The 16964-nt window shown below is 53.0% G+C and carries 19 protein-coding genes and 3 tRNA genes; 11 read left to right on the top strand and 11 right to left on the bottom strand.

Annotation, left to right across the window (positions count from 1 at the left end):
* Positions 1 to 136 precede the first annotated feature (136 nt).
* A complete protein-coding gene (locus AC2T6E_RS09615; protein ID WP_126816292.1) occupies positions 137 to 1480 on the top strand; it encodes an anaerobic C4-dicarboxylate transporter in 1344 nt (447 codons plus the stop codon).
* A 40-nt stretch (positions 1481 to 1520) separates the two neighbouring features.
* Here AC2T6E_RS09615 and AC2T6E_RS09610 read toward each other — a convergent pair whose 3' ends face one another.
* The 3 genes from AC2T6E_RS09610 to AC2T6E_RS09600 form a co-directional block, all read right to left on the bottom strand.
* Positions 1521 to 1772 carry a DUF2766 family protein gene (locus tag AC2T6E_RS09610; protein WP_006176098.1) on the bottom strand — a complete coding sequence of 84 codons (252 nt, stop codon included), beginning with the start codon at positions 1770 to 1772 and terminating at the stop codon, positions 1521 to 1523.
* Between the two features lie 107 nt (positions 1773 to 1879).
* Positions 1880 to 1963, bottom strand: a complete 84-nt coding sequence (gene azuC, locus AC2T6E_RS09605) for a stress response protein AzuC (RefSeq protein ID WP_003859682.1) — start codon at positions 1961 to 1963, stop codon at positions 1880 to 1882.
* A 234-nt stretch (positions 1964 to 2197) separates the two neighbouring features.
* Entirely contained in the window at positions 2198 to 2836 is a 639-nt protein-coding gene (locus AC2T6E_RS09600) for an RpiB/LacA/LacB family sugar-phosphate isomerase (RefSeq protein ID WP_089598429.1), read from the bottom strand.
* Positions 2837 to 3083: 247 nt separating this feature from the next.
* On the opposite strand from AC2T6E_RS09600, the gene yecR reads away from it, so the two are divergent.
* From yecR to tyrP, 3 genes are all read left to right on the top strand, one after another.
* Positions 3084 to 3422, top strand: coding sequence for a YecR family lipoprotein (gene yecR, locus AC2T6E_RS09595; protein ID WP_010432455.1), 339 nt, complete (start codon positions 3084 to 3086; stop codon positions 3420 to 3422).
* A 201-nt stretch (positions 3423 to 3623) separates the two neighbouring features.
* Complete coding sequence (gene ftnA / locus AC2T6E_RS09590) at positions 3624 to 4121, top strand: non-heme ferritin (RefSeq protein ID WP_010432452.1); 498 nt, start codon at positions 3624 to 3626, stop codon at positions 4119 to 4121.
* Positions 4122 to 4334: 213 nt separating this feature from the next.
* Positions 4335 to 5546: a tyrosine transporter TyrP gene (gene tyrP, locus AC2T6E_RS09585; RefSeq protein ID WP_089598426.1), complete on the top strand. Its 1212-nt coding sequence runs from the start codon at positions 4335 to 4337 to the stop codon at positions 5544 to 5546.
* A gap of 33 nt (positions 5547 to 5579) precedes the next feature.
* Here tyrP and AC2T6E_RS09580 read toward each other — a convergent pair whose 3' ends face one another.
* Entirely contained in the window at positions 5580 to 6248 is a 669-nt protein-coding gene (locus AC2T6E_RS09580) for a YecA/YgfB family protein (RefSeq protein WP_486691484.1), read from the bottom strand.
* A gap of 426 nt (positions 6249 to 6674) precedes the next feature.
* On the opposite strand from AC2T6E_RS09580, the gene AC2T6E_RS09575 reads away from it, so the two are divergent.
* From AC2T6E_RS09575 to AC2T6E_RS09555, 5 genes are all read left to right on the top strand, one after another.
* Positions 6675 to 7796, top strand: coding sequence for a branched-chain amino acid ABC transporter substrate-binding protein (locus AC2T6E_RS09575; protein WP_330752684.1), 1122 nt, complete (start codon positions 6675 to 6677; stop codon positions 7794 to 7796).
* A gap of 99 nt (positions 7797 to 7895) precedes the next feature.
* Complete coding sequence (locus AC2T6E_RS09570) at positions 7896 to 8810, top strand: ABC transporter permease subunit (RefSeq protein ID WP_089598431.1); 915 nt, start codon at positions 7896 to 7898, stop codon at positions 8808 to 8810.
* A gap of 11 nt (positions 8811 to 8821) precedes the next feature.
* Positions 8822 to 10096 carry a high-affinity branched-chain amino acid ABC transporter permease LivM gene (gene livM, locus AC2T6E_RS09565; protein WP_126816352.1) on the top strand — a complete coding sequence of 425 codons (1275 nt, stop codon included), beginning with the start codon at positions 8822 to 8824 and terminating at the stop codon, positions 10094 to 10096.
* Positions 10093 to 10968 (top strand): ATP-binding cassette domain-containing protein, encoded by an 876-nt coding sequence (locus AC2T6E_RS09560; protein ID WP_486691481.1) that lies wholly within the window; start codon positions 10093 to 10095, stop codon positions 10966 to 10968. Before livM ends, AC2T6E_RS09560 begins: the two co-directional genes overlap by 4 nt.
* Positions 10965 to 11681, top strand: a complete 717-nt coding sequence (locus AC2T6E_RS09555; RefSeq protein ID WP_126816288.1) for an ABC transporter ATP-binding protein — start codon at positions 10965 to 10967, stop codon at positions 11679 to 11681. Before AC2T6E_RS09560 ends, AC2T6E_RS09555 begins: the two co-directional genes overlap by 4 nt.
* A gap of 82 nt (positions 11682 to 11763) precedes the next feature.
* On the opposite strand, the gene AC2T6E_RS09550 is transcribed toward AC2T6E_RS09555, so the two are convergent.
* From AC2T6E_RS09550 to uvrY, 6 genes are all read right to left on the bottom strand, one after another.
* Positions 11764 to 11850: transfer RNA gene (locus AC2T6E_RS09550), tRNA-Leu, on the bottom strand.
* A gap of 11 nt (positions 11851 to 11861) precedes the next feature.
* Positions 11862 to 11935: transfer RNA gene (locus AC2T6E_RS09545), tRNA-Cys, on the bottom strand.
* A gap of 46 nt (positions 11936 to 11981) precedes the next feature.
* A tRNA-Gly gene (locus AC2T6E_RS09540) sits at positions 11982 to 12057 on the bottom strand.
* Between the two features lie 151 nt (positions 12058 to 12208).
* Positions 12209 to 12757, bottom strand: coding sequence for a CDP-diacylglycerol--glycerol-3-phosphate 3-phosphatidyltransferase (gene pgsA / locus AC2T6E_RS09535; RefSeq protein WP_046888002.1), 549 nt, complete (start codon positions 12755 to 12757; stop codon positions 12209 to 12211).
* Positions 12758 to 12813: 56 nt separating this feature from the next.
* On the bottom strand, positions 12814 to 14646 hold the full coding sequence (gene uvrC / locus AC2T6E_RS09530; protein ID WP_010432427.1) for an excinuclease ABC subunit UvrC: 1833 nt from the start codon (positions 14644 to 14646) through the stop codon (positions 12814 to 12816).
* Positions 14643 to 15299, bottom strand: a complete 657-nt coding sequence (gene uvrY / locus AC2T6E_RS09525; protein ID WP_042714108.1) for a UvrY/SirA/GacA family response regulator transcription factor — start codon at positions 15297 to 15299, stop codon at positions 14643 to 14645. Before uvrY ends, uvrC begins: the two co-directional genes overlap by 4 nt.
* 295 nt (positions 15300 to 15594) lie before the next feature.
* Here uvrY and AC2T6E_RS09520 point away from each other — a divergent pair, with 295 nt between their 5' ends.
* Complete coding sequence (locus AC2T6E_RS09520; protein WP_486691478.1) at positions 15595 to 15780, top strand: hypothetical protein; 186 nt, start codon at positions 15595 to 15597, stop codon at positions 15778 to 15780.
* Positions 15767 to 15991, top strand: coding sequence for a DUF2594 family protein (locus tag AC2T6E_RS09515; RefSeq protein ID WP_010432421.1), 225 nt, complete (start codon positions 15767 to 15769; stop codon positions 15989 to 15991). Before AC2T6E_RS09520 ends, AC2T6E_RS09515 begins: the two co-directional genes overlap by 14 nt.
* 65 nt (positions 15992 to 16056) lie before the next feature.
* On the opposite strand, the gene sdiA is transcribed toward AC2T6E_RS09515, so the two are convergent.
* Entirely contained in the window at positions 16057 to 16779 is a 723-nt protein-coding gene (gene sdiA, locus AC2T6E_RS09510; RefSeq protein WP_486691475.1) for a quorum-sensing transcriptional regulator SdiA, read from the bottom strand.
* Positions 16780 to 16964: the final 185 nt, after the last annotated feature.

The following is a 16964-nucleotide window of genomic DNA, read 5'->3' as shown; positions in this document are numbered from 1 at the left end:
GCTCCTGACCGGGGCAGGTTCCTCCCACAACCTCCTGCTTTGCCTGAGATTTAACAAATCAGATCTTGCTCCCAATGAATAACCACACATCGTGTAATGATTTATTTAATTACATAATGTTTGACGAGGGAGCATCATGATCACCATTGAGTTTATTGTTGTTATTGCCTGTCTGCTGGTCGGGACCCGCTTTGGCGGGATGGGACTGGGGCTAATCAGCGGTATTGGCCTGTTTATTCTGAGCTTCATTTTTGGGCTTCAACCCGGCAAACCGCCGGTTGACGTGATGCTGACCATTCTCGCGGTGATTGGCTGTGCGGCCACCCTGCAGACTGCCGGTGGTCTGAACGTGATGATGCAGTTCGCCGAGCGTCTGTTGCGCAAACATCCGCAGCACATCACGCTCCTCGCCCCCTTCACCACCTGGATGCTGACCTTTCTGTGCGGCACGGGCCACGTGGTTTACACCATGTTCCCCATCATTGCCGATATTGCGCTGAAAAAAGGGATCCGCCCGGAACGCCCCATGGCGGTAGCCTCCGTGGCTTCGCAAATGGCCATCACCGCCTCGCCTGTATCGGTCGCGGTTGTGTCGCTGGTGTCGATTCTCGGCGCGCAGCACGGGATTGGTCACGCGTGGGGGATCCTGGAGATCCTCGCCGTATCCGTTCCTGCCTCGCTGTTTGGGGTGGCGATTGCGGCCCTGTGGAGTTTACGTCGCGGCAAAGAGTTAGCGGATGACGTAGAGTTTCAGGAAAAGCTGAAAGATCCGAAACAGCGGGAATTTATCTATGGCGGCACGGAAACGCTCATGAATCAGCGCTTCCCGAAACAGGCCTACTGGTCCACCTGGATCTTCTTCACCGGGATTGCCATCGTGGTTCTGCTCGGTGCCCTGCCTGAATTGCGCCCTGCTTTTGAGGTAAAAGGCAAAATGGCGGCGCTTTCGATGAACCTGGTCATTCAGATGATGATGCTGATTGCCGGTGCTGTCATGCTAATGGCCTGCAAGGTGAATGCCTCTGCCATCTCGAACGGTGCGGTGTTTAAAGCGGGAATGGTTGCGATCTTCTCGGTGTTTGGCGTGGCGTGGATGAGCGATACCTTTTTCCAGGCGCATCTGGATGAACTGAAAATGGCGCTGGAAGGGGTCGTGAAAAGCCACCCATGGACCTATGCCATTGTACTGTTTCTGGTTTCTAAACTGGTGAACAGCCAGGCGGCGGCGTTAACTGCGGTTGCCCCGATGGGGTTAATGCTGGGCATCGATCCGAAAATGCTGATCGCCTTCTTCCCGGCCTCCTACGGCTACTTTGTCTTACCGACCTACCCCAGCGATCTGGCCTGCATCGGCTTTGACCGTTCAGGCACCACCCGCATCGGCAAATTTATCATCAACCACAGCTTCATCCTGCCGGGGCTGATCGGCGTGAGCTGCGCCTGTGCGGCGAGCTACCTGCTGGTCCAGACCTTCTTCTGACAGTATCTCGGGCGACTGACAGGGTCGCCCGTTTCACGGCTTAGTGAGACTCGCCCTGCGGGGTGAATCGCAGCTCAATCAGTGCGATGGCTTTCTGAATAGCGCGAAGCGTAACCGGATCGGCTGCCGCCGGATGGCTGGTAAAATCGATGTTTTTCAGCTGGGTCGACATTTTTTCACGCACTTCGACAGGCGCGATAACGTCAATCACATCAAGGATTTGCTTAATAACCAGCTGACAGGCAACGACGTCAGAGACCAGTTCCTGATCGGCGCTCAGGTTTTGTGACATGGGGTTTCTCCTTAGTTAAAGGCCGCCATAGTAGCAAACCGCGCGCCCTTTCATCTCTTTCTCGTCGCTCGCAGGCATAAAAAAACCTGCCGAAGCAGGTTTTTTTATCAGAACATCGCACCCGGTGGGACGTCTTTGAAAGTCGTGCAGTAGTTAGCCCACATGCTTTTCAGGATTTTGCGCAGTTTCATTATGTTGCTCCAGTAACGTGTTATGCAGGTGTTATTGTCAATGCGCTTATAATATGACCACCATCACAAAAATCAATCATTTTGTGACGAACATCACACCAACAAATCCACCAGTGCTACAACAATGTTACGAAAAAAGCCGCAAAATCCACAGGTTACGTCCATATAAATTCCAGTAAATTTTTATAAAAAATTTTGATACGCCAGGAAAATTATGGGTGCAATCACACGCTGTTAGCCAACAATCCCCCGCACGAAGGCTTCGATCTCTTTATCCTGGCAGTTTTCAAAGAAACACTGCTGGAAGCGTTGACCGGATACGGCGGTTTTCACCAGTTCAGGATCGATGGCGCGCAGGGTATCGAGGTAATTTTCTTTTACCACCGCCGCTTTCACCTGATTCAGGATCCCCGCGTTACGCACCTGAGGCTCTTTACGCTCTGGCGGATACCCCTCGCCGTTACGGCCCGTGAAGGCTTTCTCAAAGATGAAGCGCACGTTCAATTCAGCGCCCCAGCCAAAGCCTTTGGCAAATGGCAGGGACAGCGCGTTACCGTTGTTGATCTGCGCAAACAGGAAGGCGTCAGCAGGATCGATGCAATAGCCGCAAATCACGCCCGGATGGATATTCAGCGACATCAGCGCCCCCTGGCCGGTACCGCAGCCGGTCACGACAAAATCCACGGCTCTGGAATTCAGCAGAATGCTCGCCATAATGCCCAGATGGATATAGGTAAGATGGTGGTCGTTCTCGTCGCTCATTCCGACGTTATAGACCGGGAAGCCTTTTTCATCGGCAACGGCTTTTAGCTCATTAAGGATGATGGGATTTTTAGCTGCCTGGCTGTTTTCCATCATCAGCGCAATTTTCATCGTGTCTCTCCTGAATGTGTGGCGGACAAGCCCGCTGTGGATACCTTATCCCCTTAACCTTACTATCAAACAAACACTCTTTCAAATTAAGTGAAAATGCGTTTTAAAAAACGCAATTGCGCTCACAGTTTCGTGACCTGTTGCGGTTCGTTGCGAAGAGAAAGGGTTGATCTTCGGGCTATTCGAGGCATTGACTGGAACGGTGGACGCTAAAATAGCGTATTTCCCTCTTCACGCAGAGTGAACCATGAAAAGAGTAATCATCGCCGGAACGATCCTGCTTCTCGCGGGATGCAACGTTAACCGTCAGGCGGAGGTCAGTCACCTTGACGCCCCCAACGGGGTTGTCCGCCTCGACTACGGCCAGGCCATGCTGCAAAACGCCCATTCCGATGCGTATGTAAATAACGGCACCGCAGTGAAAGCCTGTCAGGGGATGGGATATGCCACCGCCTCCGCCTATGGTCAGCCTGTCAAAACCTGTACCCTGATTAGCGGATCGCTGTGCCTGAACGAGAGCGTGACCATTCAGTATAAATGCATGGGTTACGCCGTGAATCCTAACGTCACGAATCCATGGTATTAATGCCGTCTGCCAGCAGCGCTGGCAGTTTTTTAATTAAGAACACAAACAATTCTCATTAATAAATATAAAACGTGCCAATGCGTGTTATTCCCATTCGTATTTTTAAATAAACAAATATTTATTTTACGTTTTGCAAATAATTAAATAACAAATTATAGTGTCGCTCATTGTGAACCAGAAATAATAAACCGGAGCGCCACCATGCTGAAAACTGAAATGATCGACAAGCTCAATGCTCAAATGAACCTTGAGCTTTATTCATCCCTTCTTTACCAGCAGATGAGCGCCTGGTGCAGCTATCACAGCTTTGAAGGTGCCGCCGCGTTTCTGCGTCGTCACGCACAGGAAGAGATGACGCATATGCAGCGTCTCTTCGATTATCTGACGGATACGGGCAGCCTGCCGCGCATTGATACGGTTGCCTCTCCGGTTGCGGAATACGGTTCTCTTGATGAACTGTTCCGCGCCACTTACGAGCACGAACAGCTGATCACCCAGAAAATTAATGAACTGGTTCACGCTGCAATGACCAGCCAGGATTATCCGACCTTTAATTTCCTGCAATGGTACGTTGCTGAGCAACACGAAGAAGAAAAACTGTTTAAATCCGTGCTGGATAAATTGTCTCTGGCCGGTAAATCAGGTGAAGGTCTTTACTTTATTGATAAAGAACTGGCGACACTCGATACGCAGAATTAATTCCCACACGGTGCTGAACGCTCAGCACCGTTTTAATGTCCCCCTCTGTTTATTACCTCCCCCCTTCGCCTCACCGTTCAACAGATACTTGCCCCTGGCCAAAGCGTAAACTTAAAATTACACACGTTGTAACGGTGATTTGACGAGTTCACAATTTTCCCTTACTCTGCGCCGCAGATTAGGTCGCGATTAAGAATCGTTGTAGAGGAAAGCGTGAAAAACAGAGCTCTGGGAAGTATTTTCATCGTCGCAGGAACGACGATTGGCGCAGGAATGCTGGCCATGCCGTTGGCGGCCGCAGGCGTCGGGTTTGGCGTAACGTTATTGCTTCTCGCCACACTCTGGGCGTTGATGTGTTACACCGCTCTGCTGTTACTGGAGGTTTATCAGCACGTCCCTGCAGACACGGGTTTAGGTTCGTTGGCTGCACGCTACCTGGGACGTTATGGCCAGTGGGTTACAGGCTTTAGCATGATGTTCCTGATGTACGCCCTGACGGCTGCCTACATTAGCGGAGCCGGAGAGCTGATCGCGTCCAGCGTCAATGACGGGTTTGGTACACACATTACGCCAGGCACAGGCGCGGTCTTCTTCGCGCTCATCGGCGGCGGCGTGGTGTGTATTGGCACATCGCTTGTCGATCTGTTTAACCGCTTTCTGTTCAGCGCCAAGATTATTTTCCTGGTTGTGATGCTGGTTCTGCTTGCGCCGCACGTTCACAAGATTAACCTGCTGACGCTGCCGCTGGAAAAAGGGCTGGCGCTTTCCGCGATCCCGGTGATTTTCACCTCGTTCGGTTTTCACGGCAGCGTGCCGAGTATCGTCAGCTATATGAATGGCGATACCCGCAAGCTGCGCCGCATTTTTATCATCGGCAGCGCGATTCCGCTGGTCGCCTACATCTTCTGGCAACTGGTCACGCTGGGCAGCATTGACTCCTCAACCTTTATCGGTTTAATGGCTGCGCATTCCGGCCTGAATGGTTTCCTGATGGCGCTGCGTGAGGTGGTGACCTCTCCACACGTCGAACTGGCGGTACATTTGTTCGCTGACCTGGCGCTGGCGACGTCGTTTTTGGGCGTGGCGCTCGGCCTGTTTGATTATCTGGCCGATCTGTTCCAGCGCCGCAATACCGTTGCCGGACGCTTGCAAACGGGTGCAATTACCTTCCTGCCGCCACTGGCCTTTGCGCTGTTTTACCCGCGTGGCTTTGTGATGGCGCTGGGCTATGCGGGTGTGGCGTTATCCGTCCTCGCGCTGCTGTTGCCTTCCCTGCTGGCATGGAAGAGCCGTCAGCAGCATCCTCAGCAAGGTTATCGCGTGGCAGGGGGTAAACCGCTGCTGTGCATCGTGTTTGCCTGTGGCGTGGTGATTATTCTGGTGCAATTCCTCATAGCAGCGGGAATGCTGCCGGAAGTGGGGTAATAAAAAAGGGGCTACGATTAGCCCCTTTCTTTATTAATGCAAACAACAACCCTTGAACTTCTTCCCGCTGCCGCACGGGCAAGGATCGTTACGCCCGACCTTCGTGCCGTTAACAATCGGTTTTTGTGTTTCCTGCTGCTGCGGGTTAGCAACCCAGTAGTTGTATAAACGCAGCGCTGCGGGCTGGATGCTCTCGATGCTGGCGGTATACTCTTCTTCGGTCAGTTCATCCAGCTTTTCGCTGCCCTCTTCCGTCCCGTGCAGAGCAATCACATCCAGATCGGCTTTCAGTTCGTCAGGCAGTGACGACCAGTCGGTCAGCGCCACGCCGCGCATGTAGCCATAGCACCACTCTTCAACCACGGTGTAGCTTTGGCCATCAACGTCGTTAAAACCAAACATGGGCTCGAACTGATCCGGATACTCGCTCAGGCGCTCAGCAATGTCGTTCATATGCTTAAAGCAGAGATCGATAAAACGGTTCATTTCACGATCGTTTTTCCAGCGCGGAATGTACTTCTCGCCGCCCCAGACCGCTACCAGCCAGGCATCGGGTTCAACCACCCTTGGGCCGGAAAGCACTGCGGTAAGCATGCCGTCCAGTTCGGATACGTCAATCACGGACGCATCGTCATGACCGTAAGACATTAACGTCTCTTCCAGCCACTCCATTTCGCTTTCATTTAATGGGCCTTCAGTCATTGCTGACACTCCTGATAAAAAAGGAAACGATCCTAACACATATCGTACGCCTTTCCTGGCTGAAGTTGAGGTATTTATTGCTGCAAAAACGTGCAAATCGTGACCCTTGCACAACTTATGGGCTTTGTTGTTAACGAGATGTGATCTCCGCTGTAATTTCAGTGCGTCCCGCAAGGCAGCGTAAATCGGCGCTCTATACTCAACTATGTCGCAACCCGGTCAATGGGTTAACCATTCTGGCAACGATTTTGCTTAATGTTCTGCGCGCAAACTGCGCATGGAAACCTCGCCGTATTAAGCAGGATGTGGCCTGGATTTTGTTCGTTTAGTGCATGTTGTTCTCGATCTTATTTATAGATTGGCTGCGCCGTAGGGCGTTTGGGTTGACGCCGTGGTGCAAAAACCTCTTTGCTAAGGAACACAATAATGTCGCTGAAATTTATCAGAAGTCCCCTTTCTCTTGTGTTAGCCGGTTGTCTGGTGACGGCATTTTCCGCCCAGGCCGATATTGTGATTGGCGTGGCCGGGCCGTTTACAGGCCCAAATGCCACCTATGGCGATCAGTACTGGCATGGCGCAACGCAGGCCGCAGAAGACATTAACGCCGCGGGAGGGATCAACGGTGAGAAAATTAAGCTGGTTCAGGGAGATGATGCCTGCGAGCCTAAACAGGCTGTTGCCGTCGCTAACCGTTTAGTCGACCAGGACAAAGTCAATGCGGTTGTCGGCCATTTCTGCTCCTCTTCCACCATGCCCGCCTCCGAGGTGTATAGCGATGCGGGCATTATTGCCATCACCCCCGGTTCGACTAACCCCCTCATTACCGAGCGCGGCATGAGCGATATGTTCCGCATGTGCGGGCGGGACGATCAGCAGGGGCAAGTCGCCAGCGACTTCATCATCGATAAGCTGAATGCCAAACGTGTGGTGATCATTCACGATAAAGACACCTACGGTCAGGGGTTAGCGGACGCCACCAAAGCGGCGCTTGCCAAACGCGGCGTGAAGGATGTGATGTATGAAGGCTTATCACGTGGGGAAAAAGACTTTAACGCGCTGGTAACGAAAATTGGCGCGCAAAAACCGGACGTGGTGTTCTTCGGGGGCTGCCACCCTGAAGCGGGTCCGCTGGTGCGCCAGATGCGTGAACAGGGCGTACAGGCGAAATTCTTCTCAGGGGACTGTATCGTCAATGAAGAGATGGTCACCGCCGCGGGTGGCCCGCAGTACACCAACGGTATCTACATGACCTTTGGTAAAGATCCGCGACTGATCCCGGACGGTAAAGCGGTGATTGATAAATTCCGCGCCGGTAAATTCGAACCAGAAGGGTACACCCTTTACTCCTATGCCTCCATCCAGGCCATTGCCGCCGCCTTCAAGGCCACCGGAGGCAAAGACTCCGCCAAAGCCAGCGAGTGGCTGAAAGCGAACGCCGTCGACACGGTGATGGGCAAAAAAGCCTGGGACAGCAAAGGCGATCTGAAAGTGTCTGACTACGTGGTTTATCAGTGGGACGACAAGGGAAAATATAAGGAAGTGCAGTAACGGGACGGAGTCACGCTCAACGTCGGCAGGTTCGCCTGCCGACGCGGAATACACATCGGGCTGCACGCGTCGTGCGGCCTATAAAAAGAGCGCGCGATGATGAGTACATTCTTCCTGCAACAGTTAATCAACGGATTAACGCTGGGCTCCGTCTACGGCTTAATTGCCATCGGCTACACCATGGTGTACGGCATCATTGGCATGATCAACTTCGCCCATGGCGAAGTGTATATGATCTCGGCCTATCTCTGTGCCATCGGGCTGGCCCTGCTGTCATTCTTCGGTCTTGAGTCGTTTCCCCTGCTGATTCTGGGCACGCTGGCGTTCACCATCGTGGTGACGGGCGTGTATGGCTGGACTATTGAGCGCATCGCCTATAAACCCCTGCGAAACTCCACCCGACTGGCACCGCTGATCTCTGCCATCGGGATGTCGCTGATTTTGCAAAACTACGCCCAGCTGAGCCAGGGCCCCCGCCAGCAAGGCGTGCCAACCATGCTGGACGGCGTACTTCGCGTGCATCTGGGAGAAGGTTTCGTCCAGATCACCTACACCAAAATCTTTATTCTGATCGCCTCGTTCGCGGGCATGCTGCTGCTCACCTGGATAATCAGCCATACCCGGCTGGGGCGGATGTGTCGTGCGGTGCAGCAGGATCGCAAAATGGCCTCCATTCTGGGGATCAATACCGACAGGATCATTTCGCTGGTCTTTGTGATCGGCGCGGCGATGGCCGGGCTGGCGGGCGTATTGATTACCATGAACTATGGCACCTTTGATTTCTACGTGGGCTTTGTCATCGGCATAAAAGCCTTTACGGCGGCGGTGCTGGGCGGCATCGGCTCTCTGCCGGGCGCCATGCTCGGCGGGTTGATTCTGGGAGTGGCGGAAGCGCAATTCTCCGGGATGGTGAACTCGGATTATAAAGACGTGTTCTCGTTTGGGCTGCTGGTATTGATCCTGATTTTCCGTCCTCAGGGCCTGCTGGGCCGCCCTGTCGTGGCGAAGGTGTGAGGGTGAAGACGATGACATCTGCCGGTTTCTCCCTTAAACGCTGCATTCTGGATGCCGTATTTTCCGGGCTGGTTGCTTTGATTATCTTTGGCCCTATCGCTGGCGTGGTTCTCGACGGTTACAGCTTTAACTTTGCCGGACAACGGCTGGCGTGGATTATTGCCATCGTCATGCTGGGCCGCTTTTTGCTGAGCATCTTCCTGCAGACCGCCCCCGGTGCGCGTTTCCAGGCGAGGTTTGAAGCGGACAGCGCGGGGGTGTATGTCCGCCCTCCCGGATATAAAAGCCGCATGCGTTGGATTATTCCGCTGGTTATTACGCTTGCGATCTGCTTTCCGTTTGTGGCGACCAAATACGTGCTGACCGTTGCCATTCTGGGGCTGATCTATGTTCTGCTCGGCCTCGGGCTGAATATTGTGGTTGGCCTTGCGGGGCTGTTGGATCTGGGGTATGTCGCCTTTTACGCGATTGGCGCATATGGCCTCGCGCTGGGGTATCAGTATCTGGGGTTAGGGTTCTGGAGCATGCTGCCGCTGGCGGCGCTGATGGCCGCCGCCGCCGGTGCGCTGCTTGGCTTCCCGGTGCTTCGCATGCATGGGGATTATCTGGCAATCGTGACGCTCGGGTTTGGCGAGATTATCCGCCTGGTGCTCAATAACTGGCTGACCTTCACTGGCGGCCCAAATGGCGTTTCAGCCCCTGCCCCCACCTTTTTTGGTCTGGAGTTTGGCCGACGCGCCAAAGAAGGCGGCGTGCCCTTCCACGAGTTTTTCCATCTGACCTATAACCCGAACATGAAGTTTATCTTTATTTACGCCGTGCTGTTTTTGGTGGTGCTGATGGTGCTCTACATCAAGCACCGCCTGACGCGAATGCCGATTGGTCGGGCGTGGGAGGCATTACGAGAAGATGAAATTGCCTGCCGCTCAATGGGCCTTAATCACGTGCTGGTGAAGCTTTCTGCTTTTACGCTGGGCGCATCAACGGCCGGGATTGCGGGGGTTTTCTTCGCCACCTACCAGGGGTTCGTTAATCCCACCTCCTTTACCTTTTTTGAATCTGCACTGATTCTGGCCATCGTGGTGCTGGGCGGGATGGGTTCAACGCTGGGCGTTGTGCTGGCCGCCTTTGTCCTGACCGTCACGCCGGAACTGCTGCGCAGTTTTGCCGAGTATCGCGTGCTGCTGTTTGGCGTGCTGATGGTGGTCATGATGATCTGGCGTCCGCGCGGTTTGATCCGCATTAACCGCAGCGGCTATGCCGTGCGTAAGGGGGTCGCGCCATGAACGGAACCATATTACGCGTTGAGCACCTGATGATGCACTTTGGTGGGATTAAAGCGTTAAATGACGTCAACCTTGATGTACAACGCGGGTCGATTACCGCCCTCATCGGGCCTAACGGCGCGGGGAAAACAACCGTGTTTAACTGCCTGACGGGCTTCTACAGGGCGTCCGGCGGAAATATCTTATTCAACACCCGCAGTAAAACCACCAATGTGATTCAGGTTCTTGGTCAAAAATTCCAGCCCGGTGACTGGATTAACCCAGCCCGGTTAGGGTCGCGTCTTTTCTACAAAATGTTCGGTGGAACACACCTGGTAAACCGCGCGGGACTTGCGCGCACGTTCCAGAATATCCGCCTGTTTCGCGAGATGTCGGTCGTCGAAAACCTGCTGGTTGCGCAGCATATGCGTGTAAACCGCAATCTCCTCGCCGGTGTGCTCAACACCCCCGCCTATCGTCGGGCGGAAAGTGATGCCCTCGATCGTTCATTTTACTGGCTGGAAGTGGTGGACCTGGTGGACTGCGCCAATCGCCTCGCGGGGGAAATGTCTTACGGTCAACAGCGACGCCTCGAAATCGCCCGGGCAATGTGTACTGGTCCGGAGATGATCTGCCTAGATGAACCTGCCGCAGGCCTGAACCCGGTGGAAACGCACAAGCTCAGCAGCATTATCCGTTTTCTGCGCGACCACCACGACATCACGGTATTACTGATTGAGCATGATATGGGGATGGTGATGGAGATTTCGGACGACATTATCGTGCTCGACCACGGAGACGTCATTGCGCGGGGGAAACCAGAGCAGATCCAGCACGATGAGAAAGTGATTGCCGCCTACCTGGGCACCGACGAGAGCGAGGTTAACCTGTGAGCGAAATGATGCTGGAATTTCGGGAGGTGGACGTTTTCTACGGCGTGATCCAGGCACTGAAACAGGTTTCCCTTGAGGTTAACAAAGGCGAAACCGTGGCGTTGATTGGCGCTAACGGTGCAGGAAAATCGACATTATTGATGTCTATCTTTGGTCAACCCCGGGTCCGGTGTGGGCAGATCCTGTTTTGCGGAGAGGATATCAGCCATAAATCCACCCACTACGTCGCGTCCGGCGGTATCGCCCAGGCGCCCGAAGGACGGCGTATCTTCCCGGATATGACGGTGGAAGAGAACCTGCTGATGGGCACCATCCCGATTGGAAACCAGTTTGCATCTGAAGATATGCAAAGCATGTTCGACCTTTTCCCCCGCCTCAAGGAGCGGCGTAAACAGCGTGCGATGACCATGTCAGGCGGAGAACAGCAGATGCTGGCGATTGCGCGGGCCTTAATGAGCCGCCCTAAGCTGCTGCTGCTGGATGAACCCAGCCTGGGCCTAGCGCCTATCGTGGTGAAACAGATTTTCCAGACGCTGCGCGAGCTGGCACGCAACGGGATGACCATTTTTCTGGTTGAGCAGAATGCGCACCACGCGCTGAAGCTGTCCGATCGCGGGTATGTGATGGTAAACGGGCAGATCCGGCTGAGCGGCAGCGGCGAGGAGCTGCTGGGGAATCAGGACGTGAGAAAGGCGTATCTGGGTGGGGTTTGAGCGTAAATTGCAGGTACAAAAAAACCACCTTTCGGTGGTTTCACGACACTGCTTATTGCTTTGATTATTCTTTGCTTTCCCATGGTAGCCGGAGTGGGACTTGAACCCACACAGCGCGAACGCCGAGGGATTTTAAATCCCTTGTGTCTACCGATTCCACCATCCGGCCAGGGAAGAAAGTGGAGGCGCGTTCCGGAGTCGAACCGGACTAGACGGATTTGCAATCCGCTACATAACCGCTTTGCTAACGCGCCGTAAAACTTTTCAAACTGACACCCGCTGTTGCGCATGTCTTTAATCTGGAGCGGGAAACGAGACTCGAACTCGCGACCCCGACCTTGGCAAGGTCGTGCTCTACCAACTGAGCTATTCCCGCATGTCATCAAGTTGTTTCTAACCACTTGATTTCATTATCGTCCGGCTAGCTGTGCCGCCGTTCGATGCGTTGCATTCTACTGATATGTCGTTTTGAGTCAACGTTATTTTTTGCATCCCCGGATCGTTTGCTGAAAATTACGTCGAAACGATCACTGTTCAAGCAAATCTCCGCGCGCCGCGTTCAAATACTGCAGCATTGACCACAGCGTCAGTACCGCGGCAACCCACAGCAGACCAATCCCCGCCCATTCAACCCAGGCGTTCGGACGCCACAGCATCCAGACCAGCGCCGCCATCTGCGCCGTTGTTTTGACCTTACCAATCCAGGATACCGCCACGCTGCTGCGTTTACCCAACTCCGCCATCCACTCGCGCAGCGCAGAGATGATGATCTCACGACCAATCATGGTTGCCGCGGGCAGCGTGACCCACCAGGTGTGGTAATGTTCAGCCACCAGCACCATCGCGATCGCCACCATGACTTTATCAGCCACCGGGTCGAGGAACGCGCCAAAGCGAGTGCTTTGATTCCAGCGGCGCGCCAGATAACCGTCGAACCAGTCGGTTACCGCAGCGACCAGGAAAATCAGTGCGCAGGCAAAAGGCGCCCAGACGACCGGCAGGTAAAACGCCAGTACAAAGAACGGGATAAGCACGACGCGAAAAAGAGTGAGCAACGTAGGGATATTATATTGCATAGTGGCGGTAACTATTTGTTGTCAGTAAAATTTAGCTCTATGTTGCTACAGAGCCCTCAATGTTTCAACGAGTAGTAGATCTTTTCTGCCAGCCCTTGCGAAATACCCGGCACTTTTGCAATTTCCTCCATGCTGGCATTGAGTAATCCTTGCAATCCGCCCATATACTTCAGCAGCATTTGACGACGTTTTGGTCCAACGCCTTCGATGGTCTCCAGCGTGCTGGTGTTTTTGACCTTCGCCCGTTTTTTACGGTGGCCGCTGATCGCGTGATCGTGCGATTCATCGCGGATGTGCTGGATCACATGCAGCGCGGGCGAATCCGGCGGCAGGCTAAAGCCCTCACCTTCCGGCTCAAAGAAAAGCGTTTCCAGACCCGCTTTACGATCCGCCCCTTTCGCCACGCCCAACAGCAGCGGATGGTTTTTATCCCACTCGACGTCGAGTGATTCAAACACCGCCTTCGCCTGCCCGAGCTGCCCTTTCCCGCCGTCGATAAGGATCACGTCCGGGATCTTGCTCTCTTCGATGGCTTTACCATAGCGTCGACGCAGCACCTGGTTCATCGCGGCATAGTCATCCCCCGGCGTGATCCCGGTGATGTTATAGCGGCGATACTCCGCCCGAAGCGGACCGTTGGCATCAAACACCACGCAGGAGGCCACGGTCTGCTCACCCATCGTATGGCTGATATCAAAACACTCCATACGTTTCACCTCCGGCAGCTTCAGAAGTGTAGCAAGCGCGGTTAAACGCTGGCTAACCGTCGACTGCTGGGACAGTTTCGTCGTCAGCGCCGTCGCCGCGTTGGTGCGCGCCAGCTTCAAATAGCGTGCACGGTCCCCGCGCGGTTTCGTCTGGACATTCACCCGACGCCCGGCCAGTTCAGAGAGGGAATCCGCCAGCAGGGTTTTATCATCGAGATTGAAATCAAGCAGGATCTCGGAGGGTAACGTGCGCATCTGGCTACCCTGAAGATAGAACTGTCCAACAAATGTCTCGACCACTTCACCCAGCTCCGTGCCGCCCGGCACTTTCGGGAAGTAGCTGCGGCTGCCGAGCACTTTACCCTGGCGAATGAACAGAACGTGAACGCAGGCCAGCCCGTTGTCAAAGGCCACGCCAATCACGTCCAGATCGTCACCGGTATTGGAGACAAACTGCTTTTCGGTAACGCGGCGTACGGCCTGAATTTGGTCACGAATACGCGCAGCCTCTTCAAACTCCAGCGCTGCGCTGGCTTTCTCCATTCGCGCGATAAGCTGGGTGAGAACCTGATCGTCTTTCCCCGCGAGGAACAGGCGAACATAGTCCACCTGCTGGGCATACTCTTCTTCGCTGACCAGACCCGCTACGCACGGCCCCAGACAGCGACCAATCTGGTACTGCAGGCACGGACGCGAGCGGTTACGGTAAACGCTGTTTTCACACTGGCGGATCGGGAAGATTTTTTGCAGCAGCGCCAGCGTTTCTCGCACGGCATAACCGTTCGGGAACGGGCCGAAATATTCACCCTTCGCATGCTTCGCGCCCCTGTGCATCGCCAGACGCGGATGGGTATCCCCGCTCAGGAAAATAAAGGGATAGGATTTATCATCACGCAGCAACACGTTGTAGCGGGGCTGATACAGTTTGATGTAGTTATGTTCCAGCAGCAGCGCTTCCGTCTCGGTGTGCGTGACGGTGACATCGATATTCTGAATGAGTGCGACCAGCGCTTCGGTTTTGCGGGAGGCAAGATTGCTGCGGAAATAGCTGGAAAGGCGTTTTTTGAGATCTTTCGCCTTACCCACATAGATAACCGTACCGCCAGCGTCATACATGCGATACACGCCTGGCTGGCTGGTGACGGTTTTTAGAAATGCTTTTGAATCGAACGCTTCATTCACTGACTTATTAACGACTCCGCATTACACAGACCATGGCGAATGGCCAGGTGAGTCAGCTCAACATCACCGTGAATGTTCAGTTTACTGAACATCCGATAGCGGTAGCTGTTCACCGTTTTCGGGCTGAGATTCAGCTGTTCAGAGATCTCATTCACTTTCTGACCTTTGGTGATCATCAGCATAATCTGCAACTCGCGCTCAGACAAACTGGCAAACGGCGATTCCGTTTTTTCAGGTTCAATCTGGCTCAATGCCATCTGTTGTGCAATGTCTGAGGCGATGTAGCGCTGCCCAGCAAACACGGAGCGAATCGCATTCACAACTTCCTGTGGTGCGGCGCCTTTACTCAGATACCCGGCGGCCCCCGCCTGCATAACTTTCGCGGGCAGCGGGTTTTCGGTATGTACGGTCAGCATGATGACTTTGGTATCAACAAAGGTACGGGCGATTTTACGTGTTGCTTCAAGCCCACCAATGCCGGGCATGTTCATATCCATCAACACCACGTCGGCCGAGTTTGTGCGACACCATTTCACGGCATCTTCACCACAACAGGCCTCACCGGCAACTTTAATACCCTTAATATCTTCAAGAATGCGTCGTATCCCTGCGCGCACCAGTTCGTGGTCATCAACAAGAAGGACGTTGATCAAAGGAAATGTCTCCAGAATAGGGATAACGCTACTGACTACTTATTGCGTTTATATTAACGGTTTTCCTCGCAAGATTAAAACGTTAAAAAACGTGCTATACGATTACGCTCTCGTTTTTGGAAATTAGCCTGTACAGCAAGTGGAAAGAAAACCCATGCGGCATGGGCTTTTGCATCTATTTTTAAGCATCTGTATTCAAAAAGTTACAAAAAACAGGCACGCTACATCGGCTTAAAAACAGTTCTAAACTTTTTGTAACAACAATTAACGGCAAACGAACCGGCGATGACAATAAATGGTGAATATCGCAGAGGAGACATTACCTGTGGGTATTGTTTACGTAAATAAACACAATGCGGAAAAGTACGAAAAACAACCACTGCTTTTTTTGTCACGGCTTGTGGTATACTCCGCGGCCTTGACTTTCATCGTCGCGCTCGAGCGCTGTTTTATATTGAGGAAAATAAATGAGCTCACCTGATTTCGCCACTGCGGAAAATAACCAAGAACTGGCACAGGAAGTAAACTGTCTGAAAGCGCTGCTGACGCTCATGTTACAGGCAATGGGTCAGGCTGATGCGGGCCGTGTGATCCTGAAGATGGAAAAACAAATCGCGCAGATGGAAGACCAGGCTGAATCAGCCGTATTCGCCAACACCGTTAAGCAGATTAAACAAGCTTACCGTCAGTAAAAAAAACGGCTGGATGCGGTGCATTCAGCCGTTATCTCGTCTGTCACGCAGAACGTGTTGTCTCTTCAGATCAGTCCCGTCGCCGCCGCATAACAGGCAATCTGCGTCTTGTTTGGCGCGTTAAATTTCTTCTGCATATTCTTTTGATGGAAATTAACCGTATTCTCAGATATCGAGAGAATAATCGCTATTTCTGCAGACGTCTTTCCTTCCGCAGTCCACTTCAGAATTTCCCGCTCGCGCTTGCTGAATTTCATTTCAGGCGGCATGACCATCTCATGTTCAAAACGCAGCAGAGACGTTAAGGCCATTTGAACCAGCATTTGCAGGCGCAACTCTATTTCTTCGCCGCTTAACCTGTCAGCCTGTGCGCTAGTACGCGATACAGACAGGAAACCGAGCGCGTGATTAGGCAGCATCAAACACTGTGTAATTCCCGTACGCAAACCGTGGTCCCGCGCGCCGTCCCAGAGTGCCTGAGCATCAGCGAATAATTCATCCGTCCAGGGTAAATGCCCCTGAATGAAATTCTCTGGTTTCAGCACCGGATCGATGGCGAAAAAATTCTCTGACTTATATTGCGCCATCCATTCCTGCGGATAACTGGTTTGGACCGAAACCCGGGGGCGCGTAAAGGGGACAGGATGACGAACGCACAATGAGAAATAATCAAATTCGAGTGCCTGCGTTTGTCGCTGAAGTTCTTGATATACCTCGTCGGCACAGGACATTTCCTGAAACCGGAGGAAGCAATCCCGTCGCCAGTTGAAAAAGTCTGAATCCCTCATACTTACCGAATGAAGCCTCTGATAAAGATAATCATTATTATGGTGAATATAACCTATCACATAAATCTTATTTATTTATACAAAATATCGTCCAATGCTCCTGAATTTTTAGATTTAATACGGTTAATCCGAAGATGCGTGGAATAAAAGAACTACGAACATGCGTTTACAGGCGAATAATTTGC

It is taken from the genome of Enterobacter sp. B79-1 (genome assembly GCF_057444735.1).
The sequence above is the reverse complement of the archived record's forward strand: the minus strand, read 5'-3'. Positions and strand labels throughout refer to the sequence as shown.